General features: G+C 73.4%; 18 protein-coding genes. 5 read left to right on the top strand and 13 right to left on the bottom strand.

The window, feature by feature from the left end; all coding sequences use genetic code 11:
* Window positions 1-154 precede the first annotated feature (154 nt).
* From sucB to ACZ6B1_RS04130, 5 genes are all read right to left on the bottom strand, one after another.
* Window positions 155-1960 (bottom strand): 2-oxoglutarate dehydrogenase, E2 component, dihydrolipoamide succinyltransferase, encoded by a 1806-nt coding sequence (gene sucB / locus ACZ6B1_RS04150; protein ID WP_468774763.1) that lies wholly within the window; start codon window positions 1958-1960, stop codon window positions 155-157.
* Between the two features lie 62 nt (window positions 1961-2022).
* Entirely contained in the window at window positions 2023-3411 is a 1389-nt protein-coding gene (gene lpdA, locus ACZ6B1_RS04145; RefSeq protein ID WP_174266524.1) for a dihydrolipoyl dehydrogenase, read from the bottom strand.
* A 284-nt stretch (window positions 3412-3695) separates the two neighbouring features.
* Complete coding sequence (locus tag ACZ6B1_RS04140; RefSeq protein WP_468774762.1) at window positions 3696-5222, bottom strand: leucyl aminopeptidase; 1527 nt, start codon at window positions 5220-5222, stop codon at window positions 3696-3698.
* A 166-nt stretch (window positions 5223-5388) separates the two neighbouring features.
* Complete coding sequence (locus ACZ6B1_RS04135) at window positions 5389-6036, bottom strand: RDD family protein (protein WP_468776020.1); 648 nt, start codon at window positions 6034-6036, stop codon at window positions 5389-5391.
* A gap of 57 nt (window positions 6037-6093) precedes the next feature.
* The gene (locus tag ACZ6B1_RS04130; RefSeq protein WP_468774761.1) at window positions 6094-6879 is read right to left on the bottom strand and encodes an adenosylcobinamide-GDP ribazoletransferase; all 786 of its coding nucleotides are present in this window, start codon (window positions 6877-6879) and stop codon (window positions 6094-6096) included.
* A gap of 91 nt (window positions 6880-6970) precedes the next feature.
* Here ACZ6B1_RS04130 and ACZ6B1_RS04125 point away from each other — a divergent pair, with 91 nt between their 5' ends.
* Entirely contained in the window at window positions 6971-7735 is a 765-nt protein-coding gene (locus ACZ6B1_RS04125; RefSeq protein WP_468774760.1) for a hypothetical protein, read from the top strand.
* Window positions 7736-7809: 74 nt separating this feature from the next.
* On the opposite strand, the gene ACZ6B1_RS04120 is transcribed toward ACZ6B1_RS04125, so the two are convergent.
* From ACZ6B1_RS04120 to cobT, 3 genes are read right to left on the bottom strand one after another with little or no spacing between them, the layout of a single operon-like run.
* Window positions 7810-8523, bottom strand: a complete 714-nt coding sequence (locus tag ACZ6B1_RS04120) for a hypothetical protein (protein ID WP_468774758.1) — start codon at window positions 8521-8523, stop codon at window positions 7810-7812.
* 10 nt (window positions 8524-8533) lie between these two features.
* Window positions 8534-10489 carry a phosphatidylglycerol lysyltransferase domain-containing protein gene (locus ACZ6B1_RS04115; protein ID WP_468774756.1) on the bottom strand — a complete coding sequence of 652 codons (1956 nt, stop codon included), beginning with the start codon at window positions 10487-10489 and terminating at the stop codon, window positions 8534-8536.
* Between the two features lie 55 nt (window positions 10490-10544).
* Entirely contained in the window at window positions 10545-11630 is a 1086-nt protein-coding gene (gene cobT / locus ACZ6B1_RS04110; RefSeq protein ID WP_468774754.1) for a nicotinate-nucleotide--dimethylbenzimidazole phosphoribosyltransferase, read from the bottom strand.
* Window positions 11631-11763: 133 nt separating this feature from the next.
* On the opposite strand from cobT, the gene ACZ6B1_RS04105 reads away from it, so the two are divergent.
* The gene (locus ACZ6B1_RS04105; RefSeq protein WP_468774752.1) at window positions 11764-12744 is read left to right on the top strand and encodes a class I SAM-dependent methyltransferase; all 981 of its coding nucleotides are present in this window, start codon (window positions 11764-11766) and stop codon (window positions 12742-12744) included.
* 57 nt (window positions 12745-12801) lie between these two features.
* Here the strand turns inward: ACZ6B1_RS04105 and ACZ6B1_RS04100 are convergent, their stop codons facing one another.
* Complete coding sequence (locus ACZ6B1_RS04100; protein WP_468774750.1) at window positions 12802-14004, bottom strand: bifunctional adenosylcobinamide kinase/adenosylcobinamide-phosphate guanylyltransferase; 1203 nt, start codon at window positions 14002-14004, stop codon at window positions 12802-12804.
* 80 nt (window positions 14005-14084) lie between these two features.
* Between ACZ6B1_RS04100 and ACZ6B1_RS04095 the strand changes: the two genes are divergently transcribed.
* Window positions 14085-14297, top strand: coding sequence for a hypothetical protein (locus tag ACZ6B1_RS04095; protein WP_199210263.1), 213 nt, complete (start codon window positions 14085-14087; stop codon window positions 14295-14297).
* A gap of 39 nt (window positions 14298-14336) precedes the next feature.
* Here the strand turns inward: ACZ6B1_RS04095 and ACZ6B1_RS04090 are convergent, their stop codons facing one another.
* The 3 genes from ACZ6B1_RS04090 to ACZ6B1_RS04080 form a co-directional block, all read right to left on the bottom strand.
* Window positions 14337-15407, bottom strand: coding sequence for a S1C family serine protease (locus tag ACZ6B1_RS04090; RefSeq protein WP_468774748.1), 1071 nt, complete (start codon window positions 15405-15407; stop codon window positions 14337-14339).
* 82 nt (window positions 15408-15489) lie between these two features.
* Window positions 15490-16194: a class I SAM-dependent methyltransferase gene (locus ACZ6B1_RS04085; protein ID WP_468776018.1), complete on the bottom strand. Its 705-nt coding sequence runs from the start codon at window positions 16192-16194 to the stop codon at window positions 15490-15492.
* An 80-nt stretch (window positions 16195-16274) separates the two neighbouring features.
* On the bottom strand, window positions 16275-16901 hold the full coding sequence (locus tag ACZ6B1_RS04080) for a DUF3043 domain-containing protein (RefSeq protein ID WP_468774746.1): 627 nt from the start codon (window positions 16899-16901) through the stop codon (window positions 16275-16277).
* A 278-nt stretch (window positions 16902-17179) separates the two neighbouring features.
* Here ACZ6B1_RS04080 and ACZ6B1_RS04075 point away from each other — a divergent pair, with 278 nt between their 5' ends.
* Both ACZ6B1_RS04075 and pspAA read left to right on the top strand, forming a co-directional pair.
* Window positions 17180-17971 carry a PspA/IM30 family protein gene (locus tag ACZ6B1_RS04075; RefSeq protein ID WP_468774744.1) on the top strand — a complete coding sequence of 264 codons (792 nt, stop codon included), beginning with the start codon at window positions 17180-17182 and terminating at the stop codon, window positions 17969-17971.
* A gap of 34 nt (window positions 17972-18005) precedes the next feature.
* Entirely contained in the window at window positions 18006-18284 is a 279-nt protein-coding gene (gene pspAA / locus ACZ6B1_RS04070) for a PspA-associated protein PspAA (protein WP_468774743.1), read from the top strand.
* Between the two features lie 74 nt (window positions 18285-18358).
* On the opposite strand, the gene ACZ6B1_RS04065 is transcribed toward pspAA, so the two are convergent.
* A complete protein-coding gene (locus ACZ6B1_RS04065; protein WP_468774741.1) occupies window positions 18359-19756 on the bottom strand; it encodes a DUF3616 domain-containing protein in 1398 nt (465 codons plus the stop codon).
* Between the last annotated feature and the right edge of the window lie 145 nt (window positions 19757-19901).

Genomic DNA, 19901 nt, shown 5'->3' with positions numbered 1-19901 from the left:
CGTTTAGACAATACGGCGGGTTCACGCCGCGGAGCGGGCGCGCGGGGGTGCTTTGACGCAGGTGAGACGAGGCTTACACGCCGCGCACCCCGACAAACGCGAACACCCCGCCCGGAACGTTCCGGACGGGGTGCCGCACTGTCTGATCAGGAGGTCAGAGGCCGAGCTCGACCTCGAACTCGCCCGCCTCCAGGATCGCCTTGACCGCTGACAGGTAGCGGGCCGCGTCGGCGCCGTCCACCAGGCGGTGGTCGTAGGAGAGGGTCAGGTAGGTCATGTCGCGGACGCCGATGACCGTGCCCTCCTCGGTCTCGATGACGGCCGGACGCTTGACCGTGGCACCGATGCCGAGGATCGCGACCTGGTTCGGCGGCACGATGATCGTGTCGAACAGCGCGCCGCGCGAACCGGTGTTGGAGATGGTGAAGGTCGCGCCGGACAGCTCGTCCGGGGTGATCTTGTTGGCGCGGACCTTGCCCGCCAGGTCGGCCGTGGCCTTGGCGATACCCGCGATGTTGAGGTCGCCGGCGCCCTTGATGACCGGGGTCATCAGGCCCTTCTCCGAGTCCACCGCGATACCGATGTTCTCGGCGTCGAAGTAGGTGATGGTGCCCTCGGCCTCGTTGATCCGGGCGTTGATGACCGGGTGGGCCTTCAGCGCCTGGGCGGCGGCCTTGACGAAGAACGGCATCGGGGAGAGCTTGACGCCCTCACGGGCGGCGAAGGAGTCCTTCGCCTTGCCGCGCAGCTTCATCAGACGGGTGACGTCGACCTCGACGACCGACGAGAGCTGGGCCTGCTCGTGCAGGGCCTTGACCATGTTGTCGCCGATGACCTTGCGGATGCGGGTCATCTTGACGGTCTGGCCGCGCAGCGGGGAGACCTCGAGCGCCGGGGCCTTCTTCGCGGCGGCCGGGGCGGCGGCGGGGGCCGGCGCGGAGGCGGCCTTCGCGGCCTCGGCGGCGGCGAGGACGTCCTGCTTGCGGATACGGCCGCCGACGCCGGTGCCCTTGACGTCCGCCAGGTCGACGCCGTTCTCGGCGGCGAGCTTGCGCACCAGCGGGGTGACGTACGCCCCCTCGTCGGTCGCCTGGGTGGCGGTCGGCGCGGTGGGCGCGGCCGCCGGGGTGACCGGAGCCGGGGCCGGAGCGGCGGCGGCCGGGGCCGGAGCAGCGGCGGCCGGGGCCGGAGCGGCGGCGGCCGGGGCCGGAGCGGCGGGGGCCGGGGCCGGGGCGGCGGGGGCCGGGGCCGGGGCGGCGGGAGCGGCCGGGGCCGGAGCAGCGGCGGCGGGCGCCGCGGCGGCCGGAGCCGGAGCGGCGGCCGGGGCGGCACCCGGGGCGCCGATGACGGCGAGCTTGGCGCCGACCTCGGCGGTCTCGTCCTCGTTCACCACGATCTCGAGCAGCACGCCGGAGGCGGGCGCGGGGATCTCGGTGTCGACCTTGTCCGTGGAGACCTCGAGCAGCGGCTCGTCGGCCTCGACGGAGTCGCCGACCGACTTCAGCCAGCGGGTGACGGTGCCCTCGGTGACGGACTCACCGAGCGCGGGCAGGACCACGTCGGTGCCCTCGGCGGAACCGCCGCCGGAGGTGGCCTCGGCGGTCGGGGCCGGGGCGGGGGCCGCCTGCTCGGTGGAGGGGGCGGCGGCCTGCGGAGCGGGCTCGGGCTCGGGGGCCGGAGCGGGCTCGGCGGCCGGGGCCGGAGCGGCCGCGGAGGCGCCGGAGCCGTCGTCGATGACGGCCAGCTCGGCGCCGACCTCGACGGTCTCGTCCTCGGCGACCTTGATGGAGGCCAGCACGCCGGCGGCGGGCGAGGGGATCTCGGTGTCGACCTTGTCGGTCGAGACCTCGAGCAGCGGCTCGTCGGCCTCGACGCGCTCGCCCTCGGCCTTCAGCCAGCGGGTGACAGTGCCCTCGGTGACGCTCTCACCGAGCGCCGGAAGGGTTACGGAAACCGCCATGGTTTCGGTTGCTCCTTACGAATTGCGGAAAGTCTGTGTCGTCGCGCCCGTTGACCGAAGGCTCAGTCGTGGGAGTGCAGCGGCTTGCCGGCGAGCGCCAGGTGCGCCTCGCCGAGGGCCTCGTTCTGCGTCGGGTGGGCGTGGATGAGCTGGGCGACCTCGGCCGGCAGCGCCTCCCAGTTGTAGATCAGCTGGGCCTCGCCGACCTGCTCACCCATGCGGTCGCCGACCATGTGGACGCCGACGACGGCACCGTCCTTCACCTGGACGAGCTTGATCTCGCCCGCGGTGTTGAGGATCTTGCTCTTTCCGTTGCCCGCCAGGTTGTACTTCAGAGCGACGACCTTGTCCGCGCCGTAGATCTCCTTGGCCTTGGCCTCGGTGATACCGACGGAGGCGACCTCCGGGTGGCAGTACGTCACCCGCGGGACACCGTCGTAGTCGATCGGGACGGTCTTCAGACCGGCCAGACGCTCCGCCACCAGGATGCCCTCGGCGAAGCCGACGTGCGCGAGCTGGAGCGTCGGGACCAGGTCACCGACGGCGGAGATGGTCGGAACGTTGGTGCGCATGTACTCGTCGACCAGGACGTAGCCGCGGTCCATGGCGACGCCCTGCTCCTCGTAGCCCAGGCCCTGGGAGACCGGGCCGCGGCCGACGGCGACGAGCAGGACCTCGGCCTCGAACTCCTTGCCGTCGGCGAGGGTGACCTTCACGCCGTCCTGGGTGTACTCGGCCTTCTGGAAGAAGGTGCCCAGGTTGAACTTGATGCCGCGCTTGCGGAAGGCGCGCTCGAGCAGCTTCGAGCTGTTCTCGTCCTCGACCGGGACGAGGTGCTTCAGGCCCTCGACGACCGTGACGTCGGCGCCGAAGGACTTCCACGCCGAGGCGAACTCGACGCCGATGACACCGCCGCCCAGGATGATCGCGGACTTGGGCACGCGGTCCAGGACGAGGGCGTGGTCGGAGGAGATGATCCGGTCGCCGTCGATCTCCAGGCCCGGCAGCGACTTCGGCACGGAGCCGGTCGCCAGCAGGACGTGGCGGCCCTGGATCCGCTGGCCGTTCACGTCGACGGAGGTGGGGGAGGACAGCCGGCCCTCACCCTCGATGTACGTCACCTTGCGGGAGGCGACGAGACCCTGTAGGCCCTTGTACAGGCCGGAGATGACACCGTCCTTGTACTTGTGGACCCCGGCGATGTCGATGCCCTCGAAGGTGGCCTTGACGCCGAACTGCGCGCTCTCGCGGGCCTGGTCGGCGACCTCGCCCGCGTGCAGCAGGGCCTTGGTGGGGATGCAACCCCGGTGCAGGCAGGTGCCGCCGACCTTGTCCTTCTCGATCAGGGCGACGTCCAGGCCCAGCTGCGCCCCGCGCAGGGCCGCGGCGTAACCACCGCTACCACCGCCGAGGATCACTAGGTCGAAAACGGTGCTGGCGTCGTTCGCCACGTCACGTCCTCCATGCATGTGCGCCTTGCGCCGATCTCCGATGACCGGCGGGCGGCTGGTGTCCGGCCGCTTGATGCTTCGGCCCTTCGGTGGGGGCCCTGTCCTGCCGGGCTCCATCTTTGCACTTGTTCGAGGCGGACGAGACGCGGGGCCTGAGTGTGAGACACCCCACGTACCCCCGCAAACGAAGACGCGCAGGGGTACGGGCGCGGGGACCGGGCGAACGGTCCCCGCGCTCCGGCGGCCGCCCCGTCGGGGGGGCGGCCCGGGCTACCGGGCGTTCATCAGCCCAGGTCACCCGCGGCGGTCAGCTCGGCGAGCCGCACCAGCGTGCGGACGGCGGAACCGGTGCCGCCCTTCGGGGTGTAGCCGAACGGGCCGCCCTCGTTGAACGCGGGGCCCGCGATGTCGAGGTGCGCCCAGGTGATCCCCTCGCCCACGAACTCGCGCAGGAAGAGGCCGGCGACCAGTCCGCCGCCCATGCGCTCACCCATGTTGGCGATGTCGGCGACGGACGAGTCCATGCCCTTGCGCAGGTGCTCGGGCAGCGGCATCTGCCACGCGGGCTCGCCGACCTCCTCGGCCGCCTCGTGCAGCGCGGAGCGGAAGGCGTCGTCGTTGGCCATGATGCCGAAGGTCCGGCTGCCCAGCGCCAGCACCATCGCGCCGGTCAGCGTGGCGACGTCCACGATCGCGTCCGGAGCCTCCTGCGAGGCCGCCCACAGCGCGTCGGCGAGCACCAGCCGGCCCTCGGCGTCGGTGTTGAGCACCTCGACCGTCTTGCCGCTGTACATGTTGAGCACGTCGCCGGGGCGGACGGCGGAACCCGAGGGCATGTTCTCGGCCAGCGCCAGCCAGCCGGTGACGTTGACCCGCAGGCCCAGCCGGGCGGCGGCGACGACCGCTGCGAACACGGCGGCGGCACCGCTCATGTCGCACTTCATCGTCTCGTTGTGGCCGGCCGGCTTCAGCGAGATGCCGCCCGAGTCGTAGGTGATGCCCTTGCCGACGAGGGCGAGGTGCTTGTCCGCCTTCGGGTGCGAGTAGGACAGCTTGACCAGCCGCGGGGTCGCCGCCGAGCCGCCGCCGACGCCCATGATGCCGCCGTAGCCGCCCTTGACGAGGGCCTTCTCGTCGAGCACCTGGATCTTGAGGCCGTGCTCCTTGGCCGCGCTCTGCGCCACGCCGGCGAACGCCTGCGGGGTGAGGTCGTTCGGCGGCATGTTGATCAGGTCGCGGGCGCGGTTCAGCTCCTCGGAGACCGCGACGGCACGGGCCAGCGCGCTCTTGTGGGCGGCGTCGCGCGGCTTGCCGCCGAGCAGCACGGCCTCGGCCAGCGGGGCCTTGCCGTTCTTGGCCCGCGCGTCCTTGGCGCTCTCCTTGTACGTGTCGAAGGCGTACGCGCCGAGCAGCACGCCCTCGCCGGTCGCGCCGATGGCGCCGGGGCCGTCGACGGGCAGCGCGAACGCGGCCTTGCGGGCCCCGGTCAGGGCCCGGGCGGCCACGCCGGCGGCCTTGCGCAGGGCCTCGGCGTCGTACCCGGCGTCCTTGTCGGGCTCCGCGCCCAGGCCCACCGCCACCACGAGCGGCGCCTTGAAGCCGGCCGGGGAGGGCAGCTTCGTCAGCTCGCCCTCGGCACCGGAGGCACCGAGGGTCTCCAGGACGCCGGCCAGCTTGCCGTCGTAAGCCTTGTCCACGGCCTCGGCGCCCGGCGCGACGACGGGCCCCTTGGCACCCTTGGCGACACCGATCACGATCGCGTCGGCCCGCAGGCCGGGCGCCGCGGAGGTGCTGAGAGTCAGAGCAGTCACGGTGGTGAGATCTCGCTTCCGATGTGAAGTTGCTGTGGCCGAAAAGGGGTGGGTCGACCGGGCCCGACAGCCGACCCTAGGCCCAGGCCTGGAGGCAGGTGGCAACCGGGGCCTTCACCCTGTCGGCGAACACCCGGAACGAGACTACGCGCGTGCGCCCGTTCCCTCAGCCCTGTGGGTGGTCCCCGGGCCATGCCTTCGGGTAATCCCTCGGCCATGCCTTCGGGTAATCCCTATCCCCGGAACCCCCGGCGCGGAGGGTGACCGCGGCGACCGAGGTGCCGGCCAGACGGTCGGCGAGGGAGCGGCGGCCGGGGGTGAGCACGGGCAGCGCGTTCACCAGGAAGAGCGTCACGGCGGCCGCCCACACCAGCACGGACAGCAGGAACTGACCCTCCATCAGCAGCACGCAGGCGAGGGCGTACACGGCGACGTCGGCGGCGGTCGTGACGGCGGCCCGGCGCAGCGCCCGGCGGGACAGGCGCGGGGTGACCCGCAGGCCGAGCAGGCCCTTGCCGAGGGTGCGGCCGAGCAGCGCGAGACAGGCCCACTGGTAGAGGAAGGCGGCGAGCACGAGCGCCCCGAAGGCCTCCTCGACGTCCAGCACCGCCTCGTTCCACAGCGAGAGGCCCACCGTCTCGGACGCGTCGAGGACGTCACCGCGCGAGGTCAGCAGGTCGAAGCCGCCGCGCGTGGCCAGCTCCGGCACGTCGGTGACGAGCGCGGTGATCCGGTGGAAGGTGAGCGCGGCCAGCAGCCAGGCCGCCGTCAGCACCAGCGCGAAGTCGATTAACCAGGCCAGGGCGCGGCGCATGGTGAGCACGGATGATCCCCCCGATCGATCCTGTCCGTCCGTGTACGGGCGGAGAGACTAGCGGCCGAAGGACAGCACCACGAGGGCGCTCGTCGCGGCCGTCTCCGCGAGGGCGCCGAACACGTCGCCGGTGACCCCGCCGAAGCGCCGGGTGCAGTGGCGCAGCAGGAGTTCGGCGGCGGCCAGGGCGAGCGCCACGGCCGCCGCGGCGCGCAGGGCCCCGTACGGGCCGAGGGCCGCGCCCCAGGCGGCCGAGACGACCGTGACGGCGGCCGCGACGGCCAGCGCGCCCGGCACCGGCACCACCCCGGCGACCGCCGCGCCCAGCCCCTCCGGCCGGGCGGCCGGCACCCCGGTGCGCGCGGCCAGGGTGAGCGCCAGCCTGGCCGTGACCGCCGAGGTCAGCGCGGCGGTCGCGCCCCGGGTCCAGGAGTCGCCGTAGAGCTGGGCCAGTGCGGCGACCTGGGCCAGCAGGACGAGTAGGAGGGTGATGACGCCGAACGGCCCGATGTCCGACCGCTTCATGATCTGCAGCGCGTCATCGGCCGGCTTGCCGCTGCCCAGTCCGTCAGCGGTGTCGGCGAGCCCGTCGAGGTGCAGTCCGCGGGTCAGCGCGGCCGGTACGGCCACCGTGGCCACGGCGGCGAGCAGCGGGCCCGCGTCCAGCAGGAGCAGCAGCAGTCCGAGCCCGGCCGCGCAGACGCCGACGGCCAGTCCGGCCGCGGGGGCGTTCAGCATGCCCCCGCGGGCGGCCTCCCGGTCCCAGCGGTGCACCCGGACAGGCAGCACGGTGAGCGTGCCGAAGGCGAAGCGGAGGCCGTGGAGAGAGGGGGTCCTGGACACCGGCGCAGGGTACCGGTCCCCGGCGCGGCTCCCGCCGGGTGATCGGACGAACGGCACTGAGGGTTGGGGCAATTCCGGGTAATGTGCGCACATGGGGCACTGGTGGGAGCGGAACATCCTGGAGCCGGGCAAGCTCCCGCTGCTGCTCGCTCTCGCCGCCTTCGTGGTGACGTTCGTCGTCACCCGGGTGATCACCCGGCTGATCCGGGCCGGCAGGGGCCCGTTCGGGAACGTCAAGGCGGGCGGGCTGCACATCCACCACGTGGTCCCGGGGGTGGTGCTCACCGTCGTCGGCGGGTTCGGCGCGGTCGCCAGCGACCGGAACGGCGCCGGCGGGGCCCTGGCGGCCGTGGTCTTCGGGATGGGCGCGGGTCTCGTCCTGGACGAGTTCGCGCTGATCCTGCACCTCGACGACGTCTACTGGACCGCCGAGGGCCGCAAGAGCGTCGAGGCGGTCGTCCTCACCGCGGCCCTGGTGGGCCTGCTACTGGCCGGCTTCTCGCCGTTCGGCGTCAACGACCTGTCCGAGCAGGAGTTGCAGGACCGGGGCAGCGTCATCGGCACCATCGCCATGAACTTCCTCTTCGCGCTGATGGCGCTGAGCAAGGGCAAGGCCCGCATCGCGGTCTTCGGCGCGATCGTGCCGCTGGTCGCGCTCGTCGGCGCGGTCCGCCTGGCCCGGCCCGGCTCCCTGTGGGCCCGCCGCTTCTACGGCCGCCGCCCCCGCGCCCGCGCCAGGGCCGCCCTGCGCGCCTACCGCCACGACCGCCGCTGGTCCGGCCCCCGCCGCGCGGTCCAGGACTGGATCGGCGGCAAACCCGACCCCCGCCCGACCCGCCTGCCCGGGCCCCACTGAGCGCTCCGCGGGGGCGGGACGCGGTTCGGTGGCCGTCGGGGTGTCCGTCGCCGGGCTGGGACTCGATGCGGTGCTCAGGGGCGGAGAGGGGGCGGGGTGGTGCTGGGCTCGGTGGGTGTGGCGGGGAGGGTGCGGTAGGCGCGGCGGTGGCGCAGGGCCGCAATCAGGCAGAGGGTGCCGACGCCCATCAGGGCGGCCAGGTGCTCCTTGCCGGCGAGGTTCTCCTTCACCAGCACCTCGGCCACCATCGCCGTGGTCACCGCGCCCACCGTGACATGGGCGCCGTAGCGCCAGGCCACGTACACGGCGAGGCCGACCACGGCCGCCGAGGGGCCGGTGTCCACCACCCGGGCGTCCGAGGCGGGCAGACCGAACGGGGCGTGCGGGCCGAGGGCGATGCCGATTCGCGCGTACAGCGTCCCGGCGAGCGTGGCGACGTACGCGACCGCCAGCGTCCGCCACCGGCCCAGACAGATCTCGGCGACCCCGAACACGAACAGGATCTGCGCGAGCGCCCCCCACACGGGCAGGTCCAGCGCAGGCACGAACAGCGAAAGCGGCGTACGTGACAGCGCCTGCCACAGCGGGTCCTCCGCCCGCACCGCGCCCACGTCCTGCACGAACCGGTAACCCCACGGCTGGTTCTGCGCGTACTGCAGCAGCGCGGTCAGGCACACCGCCCCGGCCGTCATCGGAGCCGCCCGCGGCCACCGTGCGCGCAGGGGGTCGCGCACGGCGACGTAAAGCGGCCCCCACTCGGCGCGGGCCCAGCGGGCGAGCCTCTCCATCAGGCGTTCCTCATCGGTGCGTCTCCAGATGCCTGCGGTGCAGCCACTTCGGCAGTCCAGGGGCCGTGGGGCCTGTCGTCGGATTCCCGCCTGCCGCGCGGCGTCCGGCACGGACGCTCGCCGCGTTGCCGACCCGCCCTCGTGGGGGAGCCACGCGGGCGCTCCGGCGCCTTGCGATCGCACGCACCAGACGCCGCGCGGCCCGCCCTCCGGGTGGACGACGGGAATCCGACGACAGGCCCCCCAGGAACCCTTCCGCCCGCGCCGACGCGAGGCCGATGCGCAGCAGGTCCGCGCTCTTCTCGAAGAGCAGGAACCGCGGTTCCCAGATGGGCCGGTACTTGGCGTTGGCGCGGTACAGCGACTCGATCTGCCACCAGCGGGAGAAGAAGCTGAGCAGCGACCGCCACAGCCTCAGCACCGGACCGGCACCGAGGCGCGCGCCACGTTCGAAGACCGAGCGGAACATCGCGAAGTTCAGTGAGACCTGCGTGATCCCGATCTCCCGGGACCGCCGCAGCAGCTCGATGACCATGAACTCCATCAGCCCGTTGTCGGAGTCCCGGTCCCGCCGCATGAGGTCGAGGGACAGCCCGTGCGGCCCCCAGGGCACGAAGGAGAGCAGGGCCCGCAGCCTGCCCTCGGCGTCCGTGCACTCCAGCATCACGCACCGGCCGTCCTCGGGGTCCGCGAGCCGCCCCAGGGCCATGCTGAAGCCGCGCTCGGTGGCCCCGTCCCGCCAGTCGTCGGCACGCTCCACGAGGTACGCCATCTCCGCCGCCGGAATGTCCTCGTGCCGCCGGATCCGCACCCGGTACCCGGCTCGCCGCACCCGGTTGTACGCCTGCCGGACGGTCCGCATCGCCCGCCCCTCGAGGGTGAACTCGGCGGCCTCCACGAGCGCCTCGTCACCGAGTTCCAGCGCGTCCAGGCCGTGCCGGGCGTAGACCGTCCCCGCCTCCTCGCTCGCCCCCATCACCGCCGGGATCCACCCGTGCGCCCGCGCCTCGGTCAGCCACGGCGCGATGGCCCCGGGCCACGCCTCCGGATCGCCGAGCGGATCGCCGGAGGCGAGGCTCACCCCGCCGACGACGCGATAGGCCACGGCCGCCTTCCCGGTCGGCGACCACACCACGCTCTTCTCCCGGCGCAGCGCGAAGTAGCCGAGCGAGTCCCGCTCCCCGTGCCGCTCCAGCAGCGCCCGCAGCCGCTTCTCGTCGTCCTCGGTGAGCGGGTCCACGGCACGCCGGGAGCGGAAGGCGGCGTAGAACACGGCCAGGACGAGCGCCGTGCTGAGCACGTTGACGGTCACGTTGGCCCAGTTGGGCGGGTCGATCCCGGGGAAGCGGCTCTCGTCGGCGGCCACCGAGACCAGCCGGAGGGTGCCGTAGTGCCAGCGCTCCAGGAACGTCGAACGGGCCGCGTCCGGCGCCTGGTTGGTGACCGTGACCAGCACTCCGGCCAGCAGCGAGGCGAGCAGGCCGCCGCCCACCGCCACGGTCGCGGCCAGCCGCGGGTTCGACCGGTCACCCTTGGCGTAGAACTCCCGCCGGCCGGCCAGCAGCGCCCCGGTGAAGACGGCCGTGAGCGCCAGGGAGATCCAGTTCTGCGCGTACTGCCGGATCTCCGGGAACGCCATGGCGAAGGCGAACAGGGCCAGGAACGACCCGCTCAGCACCAGGTTCAGGATCCAGGCGGCCCGTTTGCGCCGCCGCATGGTGATTGCCAGGAAGGTGGTGAAGACGCCCGAGGCGAAGCCGGCCGTGAGCAGATACGGCGTGAAGAGGTTCTCCTGGTTGTGCCGGCGCACGTCCTGCCCCAGCGAAACCCACACCGCGCTCAGGAAGTTGACGAAGGCGACGGCCCGCAGGTACCAGACGGCGAACCCGGCGGCCCGACGGGAGGTACCGCAGGACCGCCGCCCCGGCTCGGCCTGCTGCTCCACGGCAATTCGGGCATCTCCCATGAGAGGGGATCATATGTGTGCCCTTGCCGCGAACCGTGCAGCCGACCGCGGCCGGCTACTCCTTCTCCGGCCCCGACTTCTCGTCCGCCTCCGGCCCGTCCTTCTCCGGCAGCTCCGCGGCCAGCGCGGCGGCGGCCCGGACCAGCGGCAGGGACAGCAGCGCCCCCACCCCCTCGCCGACCCTCACGCCCTGCTCCAGCAGCGGCTCCAGTGCCATCCGGTCCAGTGCCTTGGCCTGCCCCGGCTCCCCGCTGTCGTGCCCGGCCAGCCACCAGTCCGGCGCCCGGAACGCCACCCGCTGGGCGACCAGCGCGCACGCGGCGGCCACCACGCCGTCCAGGATCACCGGCAGCTTGCGCACGGCGCACTGCAGCAGGAACCCGGTCATCGCGGCCAGGTCGGCGCCGCCGACGGTGGCGAGCAGCTGCAACTGGTCCCCGAGCACCGGCCGCGCCCGCCGCAGCGCGTCCCGGATCGCCGCGCACTTGCGCATCCACGCCAGGTCGTCGATCGGCAGCCCACCCCGCCCGGTCACCACGGAGGCGTCGGTCCCGCACAGCGCCGCGACCAGCACCGCCGCGGCCGTGGTCCCGCCCACGCTCACATCGCCGAGCACCACCAGGTCCGTTCCCGAGTCGGCCTCCTCGTCGGCGACGGCCACGCCGGCCCGGAACGCGGCCTCGGCCTCGTCGGCGGTGAGGGCGTCCTCGATGTCGATACGGCCGCTGCCGCGCCGCACCCGGTGCCGCGCTACGTCCTCCGGGAAGGCCTCCGGCGGGCAGTCCAGCGCCATGTCCACCACGCGCACCGGGACGTCCAGCCGGCGCGCGAGCACCGCCACCGGGCTGCCGCCCTCGAGCACCGCCCGCACCAGCCGCTCGGCGCCGCCCGCCGGCCGTGCGGAGACACCGAGTTCCGCGACACCGTGATCACCGGCGAAGAGCACCACACGCGGCCGTTCGACCGGCCGTACCGGTACGGCGCCCTGCGCGGCGGCCAGCCACTCGCCCAGCTCGTCCAGCCGCCCCAGCGACCCGGGCGGCACGATCCGGCGCTCGCGCAGGGCCTCGGCGTCACGGCGAACGCCCCCGTCCGGGCGCTCGATCAGATCGGTGAAGTCGTCCAGTTCAAGGCTGCTCATTCGCCGAACAGTACCGGCAGCGGGCGAACGCTCCGGCGCCACATCGCCACCACGCGGTGACCACGTCTTTGCACCCGGGAGTGGTATCCCATACGTTCCGGTTTGCCGCGGAATGTCGCCTTGGGAGCCGTCCATGCAGCCCTCGCTCTCCACCACACAGGTCACCGAGCCCTACGACCCCTTCCTGGAACCCCGCCGCGAGGACTGCCCCTGGTGCGGTTCCCGGCGCCTGCGGACCCGGCTGCGCGCCCCCGACCCGCTGCGGCACCGGCCGGGCACCCATGCCCTCGACGAGTGCGCAGACTGCGCCCACGTCTTCCAGAACCCCCGGCTCACGGCGGAGGGCTTCGCCTTCTATCACCGGGACTTCTACGAGAGACAGCTCGAGGAGTTCGCCGAGCGCCTCCGCTCCGCCCGCACGGTCCGCCGCCGCCACCGCGCCGCCGCCCACGCGCTGTCGGCGCTGCCCGACCCGGAGAGCTGGCTGGACGTGGGCACGGGACACGGCGGTTTCCCCGACACGGCGAAGGAGTTCTTCCCGTACACCAGCTTCGACGGCCTGGACCCGACGGCGCGCGTCGAACAGGCCCTGCTGGACGGCCGCGTCGAGGAGGCCCACCGCGGCTACCTGAGCACCCCCGGCACGGCGGCCCGACTGCGCGCCCGCTACGACGTGGTCAGCATGTTCCACCACCTGCAGCACGCCCCGGAGCCACGCGCCGAGCTCCGCGCCGCCCTCACCGTCCTGCGCCCGGGCGGCCACCTCGTCATCGAAGTCCCCGATCCGCGCTGCGCGTTCGCCGCGCTGCTCGGCAGGTGGTGGTGGTCCTACGGCCAGCCCCGCCACCTGCACCTGCTGCCCCTGGCCAACCTCCGCACGGAGCTGGAACGGCAGGGCTGCACGATCCTCGTCACCGACCGCAGCGCCCCCCACGCACCCTACGACCTGTCAGCGGCCCTCACCCTCGCCCTGGCCCACACCCACCCCCTCCTGCGAGCCGCTGCAGCCCCCCTGACCGACCTGGCCTGGGCCCTGGACCACACCCTCGCCCCCCTGACCCGCCACACCCCCTTCTCCAACGCCTACCGCCTCGTGGCCCGCAAGAACGGGTAACCGCGCAGCCGCGGGCAGGCGAGACACCCCCGCCCGGCCGCAACACCGGGCAACCGCTCATCCCCGTAGCACCATCGCCTGTCCCGCCACGACCAACAGCACCTGCTCGCACTCACCGGCGAACCCCGCGTTCAACCGCCCCAGCTCATCCCGGTACCGGCGCCCGGAGGCAGTCGCCGGCACGATCCCCGACCCCACCTCGTTGGACACCGCGACCACGGTCCGCCGAGCGCCCCGCACCGCGGCCGTCAACTCCCGCACCCGCTCGCGCAGCGCCCTCTCCCCGCCCCCCGCCCATTCCGCGTCGTCCCACGCCCCGACGGAGTCCATGACGTCCGTCAGCCACAGCGACAGACAGTCGATCAGCACCGGCGGCCCGTCCTCGGCCAGCAGCGGCAGCAGGTCCGTGGTCTCCGTCGTACGCCACGACCCCGGCCGCCGGTCCCGGTGCGCGGCCACCCGCGCCGCCCACTCGGTGTCCCCGCCGCGCGTCCCGCCCGTGGCCACGTACAACACGTCCGGGAAGGCCTCCAGACGCCGTTCGGCCTCCACCGACTTGCCCGACCGCGCCCCGCCAAGCACCAGCGTCCGGCGCGGCACGTCCGGCACGTCCTCGTACGCCCCGACCATCAGTGTCGTACCGTCCGGGACCGCCCGCGCCCCCGCCGCCGCGAGCCGCCGCCGCAGCTCCGCGCCCTGCGGCACGTCGTGGTCGAGGTGCACGGCGACGACGTCCGTCGTCGGGTCCACGGAACCCACCGCACGCAGCCGGGCCAGCGCGTCCGGGCGTCCCACCACATCGGCGAGGACCATCTGGTACGACTCCGCCGTCGCCTCCTCCAGACCGGCCGGTGCCCCGCCCGGCGGCAGGTACAGCAGCCGTTGGCCGTCCGGACCGGTGACCGCGTATCCGGTGCCGCCCGCGTCCATCGCCACCGCCCGCACCCGATGCCCCGTCAGCAGCGCCAACTCCCGTCCGTCCGGCACCCGGCCGGGCTGCGGCACCCCGGCCGGCACCTCCACCGCCGGCCCGTCGTGCGGATGCGACAGCAGCACCTGCCGTACTCCGCCCAGGGAATGCCCGGACCGGGCGGCCGCGAACGCCGCGCCCGGCGTCAGGTCGAGCAGCAGGGCCCCGTCCACGAGCAGCGCGGTGGCCGCCCGCGCCTCGGGGCCCAGCGCGGTCGCGCAGACGGCGCAGGGACAGTCGGGGCGGGGCAGTCCCGCGGGGGCACCGGTGCCGAGCAGAGTGACTTCCACGGACCGATTTTCACCCGTCCCAGCAGGTCTTGCGCTTCCGGCTAGTCTTCCGGGGCAGAGTTGGATCAGAGGAGGCCCATATGACGGCATGGACGTGGCGGTTCGAGAAGGCCGACGGGACGGAGGTCCAGCCCGCGGTGCAGCCGGAGGAGTTCACCACCCAGGGGGACGCCGAGTCCTGGATCGGTGAGCACTGGAAGGCGCTGGAGGAAGGCGGCGCGGACCAGGTGCGCCTGTTCGAGGAGACCAGCGAGATCTACGGCCCGATGAGCCTGCACGCCGAGGCGTCCTAGTCCGGCCGGGGAGTGAGGAGGGGTCTGCCACCACCCTCCTCACTGCTCACCCAGTGTCACCTCCACGGTCTTCGCCGCGCCGTCGCGCTGGAAGGTCACCGGGGTGCGCTGCCCGGGCCGCCGGGTCGCCAGCGCCTCGGAGAGCGCGGTGGCGGAGGTGACCGGGGTGCGGTCCACCTTGGTGATCACGTCGCCGGGCCGCAGTCCCGCCCGCTCGGCCGCACCGCCGCCGCTGACGGTCACCACCGCGACCCCGGCGAGCCGGTAGGCGTCGTCCACGACGCTCCGCACGGTGACGCCGAGCGCGGCCCGCCCCGAGTCCACGACCTTGCCGTTCCGGACGATCTGGTCGGCGACCGTCCGCACCATCGACGCCGGGATGGCGAATCCGATGCCGGGGGCCGCGCCGCCCCCGAGGTCCGGATCGGACGCGGCGAGCGTCGGGATGCCGATGACCTGCCCGTCGAGGTTCACCAGCGCCCCACCGCTGTTGCCCGGGTTGATGGCGGCCGACGTCTGCACCATGTTCGCGATGGTGGCGCCCGTGCCCCCGTCCGAGCCGCCCTCGCTGACGGTCCGGCCGGTCGCCGAGACGATGCCCTGGGTCACGCTGGACGACAGCCCGAGCGGCGAGCCCATGGCCAGCACCATATGGCCGACCTGCACGGTCTCCGAGTCCCCGAACACCGCCGGGCGCAGCCCGGCCGGCACCCGGTCCAGCTTGATCACCGCGAGGTCCTGCTCGGGGTAGGAGTACACCAGGCTCGCGGTGAGCGGCTCCTCGCTGTTGGCCGTGGTCACCCGGAAGGTCTTCTCGGACCCGACCACGTGCGCGTTGGTGACGATGTGCCCCTGGCCGTCGTACACCACCCCGGAGCCCAGATCACGGCTCGCCTGGATCTGCACGACCGACGGCAGGACCTCCCTGATCACCTTCAGGTACCGGCCCTGCACGTCGTCCAGCGCCAGCGGGAGCGCCGCCCGGTCGGACGCGCCGGGCCGCTCCACCGGAGTCGCCGACGCGGTGCAGCCGGCCACGAGCAGCACGGCGCAGACCAGCACGGGAACACGTACGCCCCGCCGGCGGGCACGGGCAAGGGAACCGTCCATGCCCCGAGTGTTTCCACGGGGAACGCCCCCGGCCCGCCCCATACGCCCGAACGGCCGCCGACGCCGGTCGCCGTTCCCGGCTCTAGCCGCGCACCCCGCACAGATGCAGCAGCGCCGCGACCGAGCGGTAGGGGTCGGTGCGGCCGGCTCGTTCCTCGGCTGCCAGCAGGGACTGGAGGTCGTCCGGGATCTCCGCGTCGTCCGCCGCCGTGTCGGTGAAGACCCGTACCCCGTACCAGGCGTGCAGCGGGGCGGCGATGCCGGCCAGGGTGGCGGTGAGGGCCGACAGCCGGTCGGCGCGCACGTCGAGGCCCAGGCGGTTGTGGTAGCTGGTGGTGCCGAAGGCGGCGAGGGCGCCCAGCCAGTCGCCGGACAGGCCCGGCCGCATGGCGAGCGCGTCGCCGTTGCGCACCAGGAGGGACAGCAGTCCGCCGGGCGCGAGCATCCGGGCCAGGCCGGCCACCAGCGGGTCGGGCTCCTCCACGTACATCAGTACGCCGTGGCACAGCACCACGTCGAAGCTGCCGGGCAGGAAGTGCACCCCGGTGTCCCGGCCGTCGCCCTGCACCAGACGGACGCGCTCGCGGATGCCCTCGGGCTCACCCGCCAGGGTCCGGCGCGCGGCCGCGATCATCGTCGCGTCCTGCTCGACACCGGTCACCTGGTGACCGAGCCGGGCCAGCCGCAGCGCCTGCGTGCCCTGGCCCATCCCCACGTCGAGCACCCGCAGCCGCTGCCCGACCGGGAACCGCCCGGCTATCTGCTCGTCGAGCTGCCGGGCGACCAGCTCCTGTCGTACGACATCACGCAGCCCGCCCAGCCTGTCCAGCCAGGCGTCGGCCGCATCCCCGGTGAAAGCCTCAGCGCTCAGGGCCGCTCTCCGCGCTTGACCTGCGGCTTCGGCAGCCGGAGCCGGCGCATCTGCAGCGAGCGCATCAGGCCGTAGGCGACCGCGCCCCGGCGGTTCTGGTCGGGGAAGCGCTCGGCCAGCCGCTTCTTCAGCCGGAAGCCGCTGATCACCGCGTCCACCACGATCAGCACGATGACCACGGCCCACAGCCACAGCGCCAGCGCCTGGATCGACGGCACCCGCACCACGCTCAGCACCAGGATCACCACGGCGAAGGGCAGGAAGAACTCCGCCATGTTGAACCGCGAGTCCACCCAGTCGCGCGCGAACCTGCGGACCGGGCCCTTGTCGCGGGCCGGCAGGTACCGCTCGTCGCCGCCCGCCAGGGCCTGGCGCTGCCGGTCCAGCGCCTGACGGCGCTCCTCGCGCTGACGCTTGGCGGCGTCCTTGCGGGTCGTCGGCGTGTTGGCGACGCTGCGGCGCTGGGACTGGGCCTCACTGCGCTTGGGAGTGGGCCTGCCCTTGGGGGCCTGCGGGTCACGGGGCTGCTTGGAGAAGTTCACGGCCGCCTTGTCGGCGGACGCCTTCTCTTCCTTGGCACGGCTACGGAACACAAAACCCAAGGGTACGGGCTTCACCGGCATGGACCCCAGCCCGGCCGGGAACGATCCGGCAACACCGGACGTCTGTAGGTGGACAGAGGGGACGTCGCGGACGCTTCACCCGGAGGTCACCGGAAGGGCCCGAGCGGCCGCCCCGGGGATCACCTACTCCTCACGCCGGAGTGGCGGGGTCCGCAGTCGTCCTTGGGGATGAGCGCATCGGTCCCCGAACAGTGCGGTAATGGAGTCAGGGCCCGTACTGTGGGTTCTGTCGCTGGATCGGTGAGCTGGAGTCCGTCAGAAGGGGGCGCGCGAAGCCCATGAGCGGTGTCATGAAGCGTATGGGGATGATCTTCCGCGCGAAGGCGAACAAGGCCCTTGACCGGGCCGAGGACCCGCGCGAGACCCTCGACTACTCGTACCAGAAGCAGCTCGAGCTGCTGCAGAAGGTGCGCCGCGGGGTCGCCGACGTGGCGACCTCCCGCAAGCGTCTGGAACTCCAGCTCAACCAGCTGCAGCAGCAGTCCACCAAGCTGGAGGACCAGGGCCGCAAGGCGCTCGCGCTGGGCCGTGAGGACCTGGCCCGCGAGGCGCTGTCCCGCCGCGCCGCCCTCCAGCAGCAGGTCACCGACCTCGAGACGCAGCACTCCACGCTCCAGGGCGAGGAGGAGAAGCTCACCCTCGCGGCCCAGCGGCTGCAGGCCAAGGTGGACGCCTTCCGGACGAAGAAGGAGACCATCAAGGCCACCTACACCGCCGCCCAGGCCCAGACCCGCATCGGGGAGGCCTTCTCCGGCATCTCCGAGGAGATGGGCGACGTCGGCCTCGCCATCCAGCGCGCCGAGGACAAGACCGCCCAGCTTCAGGCCCGGGCCGGCGCCATCGACGAACTGCTCGCCTCGGGTGCCCTCGACGACCCCTCCGGCATGGCCAAGGACGACATCCAGGCCGAGCTGGACCGGCTCTCCGGTGGTACGGATGTGGAGCTGGAACTGCAGCGCATGAAGGCCGAGCTGGCCGGGGGCTCCCCGCAGCAGGCCCTCGAGGGCGGCACCGGCCAGGCGCAGTCCCAGCAGCAGCCGCAGGACACCCCGCGCTTCGACAAGCAGTAGTCCGGCGCCGGGACCCCGAGCCGAGGAGGCCGACGTGATCGTACGGATCATGGGGGAGGGCCAGGTGAAGCTGGACGACGCCCACTTCACCGAGCTGAACAAGCTGGACGACGAACTGCTCGCGGAGATGGAGGGCGGCGACGAGGCGGGCTTCCGCCGCACGCTCTCCACCCTGCTGGACGCCGTCCGTCGCCTCGGCACCCCGCTCCCGGACGACGCCCTGGAACCCTCGGACCTGATCCTCCCGTCCCCGGAGGCGACGCTGGAGGAGGTCCGGGGACTGCTCGGCGACGACGGCCTGATCCCGGGCTGAGCCCGCCCCGGCGCAGCCCGGGGCGGCCGGGAGCCCCCGGGGTCAGGCAGCCCCGGGGCCGGACCGCCCCGCGGTCAGTCCAGCGGGAACCAGGTGGAGCGGGACTTCTGCCACTCCGGGTGGGTGAGGTCCTTCGCCTCGGTGCCGTCGCCGTAGAGATCGGCGGCCCCGTCGTCGGTGATCAGCCGCACCCGGGCGCCGGATGCGTCCAGGTCGGGCACGGAGACGACGGACTCCCAGCCGCCCGCGTCCGAGGTGGGCAGGTCCAGCCTCTTCACCGGCTGGTGCCCGGCCACGCCGTCCCAGGTGTACAGGGCGTACGGGTCGCTGTTGTCGTCGGCCGCCCAGGAGCCGGCCAGGATCAGGAACTGACCCTTGTCGTCGCGGCGCAGGTCCCGTACGGACAGACCGCCGAGGTCCAGCTCGATCGGCGTTCCGACGGTCGCCCGGGCGCCCTTGGCCACCTGGTCCATGTCGGTCACCGGTACGATCAGCGCCCTGCCGCCCGGCAGCGACGGTACCAGCGGGGCGCGGAAGCCGACGTAGGCGGTGGTGGTGGAGCCCGGCGCGAACTCCAGGCCCTCCACGTTGAAGCCGTCCACCTGCTTGGGGGTCTGCCCGTCCGCCGTCGCGGCGGCGAAGCCGTACCGGTCGCCGTTCGCCCGGTCCCAGGCCACCAGGTCGTCGCGCAGCCGGTGCCCGGCGGTACCGAAGGTGAGCCCGGTGGCGGGGCCCGACCCGGAGACCGTCGTGGTGAAGACGGTGTCGCGGTCCGCCTTGTACACGCCGTCCTTGTTGTTGCCCAGCGAACCGGTCCAGTAGATCGTGTCGCCGACGCGCGCCGCGCCCTCGATGTCGACCTCCTTGTCGGCGCCCAGGGCACCGTCGAGGTCCCAGGTCCGCACCGGAGCGCCGGAGACCGAGCCGTCGTAGAGGCGCAGCGTGTTGTCCTCGTCGTTGCCTACCACCACGTAGCCGCCGCCCACGTCCACGGCGGCGGAGGCGTCCGAGGCACCGGTCAGGTACCGGGTGTCGGCCGGGCGCTGGACGGCGGGGGAGGCCGCGTAGTGCAGGGTCGTGGTGGCCGTCTTCCCGCCGAGCCCCGTCACCTTCAGCGTGAGGTCGGCGTAGCCCTGGGCGTGCGCGGTCACCGAGACGGTACGGGCGCCGCCGGTGCCCGTGACCCGCACGTCGGAGGCGGCCGTCACGGTGGTGCGGGTGCTCTTCGTCGCCGTCACCGTCAGCGCGGAGGCGTCCGCGCCGCTCTGCGCGACGGCCACCGCGACCGTCGGGTCGCCGGTGGCGCCGACCGCGCCGGACAGATAGGCGGACGACAGCTTGATCGTCGGCGTGCCGTAGGTGACGGCCTGCGCGGGCGTGACCGGGGCTGTGGCCGAGGCGAGTGCGAGGGCCGCGGCGGGCCAGAGGAAGGAAGCGCGCACAGGGGACTGCCTTTCGTCGACAGGAGGCATCCGGCCGGGCCGGCGCGCATGCCGACGAGAACGTTGAGCATGTACGGCCAACGCAGGGCGTCCGGCCGCCGTACGCGCCGCGAACACCGGTCGACGGCCGGCGGCGGGTGAGCCGCGCCTCGCTGTGTTCCGGCCCCCGTCCGGC

This window comes from Streptomyces sp. NPDC041129 (assembly GCF_055592265.1).
The sequence above is the reverse complement of the archived record's forward strand: the minus strand, read 5'-3'. Positions and strand labels throughout refer to the sequence as shown.

What these genes read in the sequence shown, in the direction of transcription:
- ACZ6B1_RS04080 (WP_468774746.1), bottom strand. Translation starts at nt 16,901, where the DNA reads ATGCCGGTGAAGCCCGTACCCTTGGGTTTTGTGTTCCGTAGCCGTGCC.
- ACZ6B1_RS04105 (WP_468774752.1), top strand. Translation starts at nt 11,764, where the DNA reads ATGCAGCCCTCGCTCTCCACCACACAGGTCACCGAGCCCTACGACCCC.
- ACZ6B1_RS04120 (WP_468774758.1), bottom strand. Translation starts at nt 8,523, where the DNA reads ATGGAGAGGCTCGCCCGCTGGGCCCGCGCCGAGTGGGGGCCGCTTTAC.
- ACZ6B1_RS04095 (WP_199210263.1), top strand. Translation starts at nt 14,085, where the DNA reads ATGACGGCATGGACGTGGCGGTTCGAGAAGGCCGACGGGACGGAGGTC.
- sucB (WP_468774763.1), bottom strand. Translation starts at nt 1,960, where the DNA reads ATGGCGGTTTCCGTAACCCTTCCGGCGCTCGGTGAGAGCGTCACCGAG.
- cobT (WP_468774754.1), bottom strand. Translation starts at nt 11,630, where the DNA reads ATGAGCAGCCTTGAACTGGACGACTTCACCGATCTGATCGAGCGCCCG.
- ACZ6B1_RS04125 (WP_468774760.1), top strand. Translation starts at nt 6,971, where the DNA reads ATGGGGCACTGGTGGGAGCGGAACATCCTGGAGCCGGGCAAGCTCCCG.
- ACZ6B1_RS04065 (WP_468774741.1), bottom strand. Translation starts at nt 19,756, where the DNA reads ATGCCTCCTGTCGACGAAAGGCAGTCCCCTGTGCGCGCTTCCTTCCTC.
- ACZ6B1_RS04135 (WP_468776020.1), bottom strand. Translation starts at nt 6,036, where the DNA reads ATGCGCCGCGCCCTGGCCTGGTTAATCGACTTCGCGCTGGTGCTGACG.
- ACZ6B1_RS04075 (WP_468774744.1), top strand. Translation starts at nt 17,180, where the DNA reads ATGAGCGGTGTCATGAAGCGTATGGGGATGATCTTCCGCGCGAAGGCG.
- ACZ6B1_RS04090 (WP_468774748.1), bottom strand. Translation starts at nt 15,407, where the DNA reads ATGGACGGTTCCCTTGCCCGTGCCCGCCGGCGGGGCGTACGTGTTCCC.
- ACZ6B1_RS04115 (WP_468774756.1), bottom strand. Translation starts at nt 10,489, where the DNA reads ATGGGAGATGCCCGAATTGCCGTGGAGCAGCAGGCCGAGCCGGGGCGG.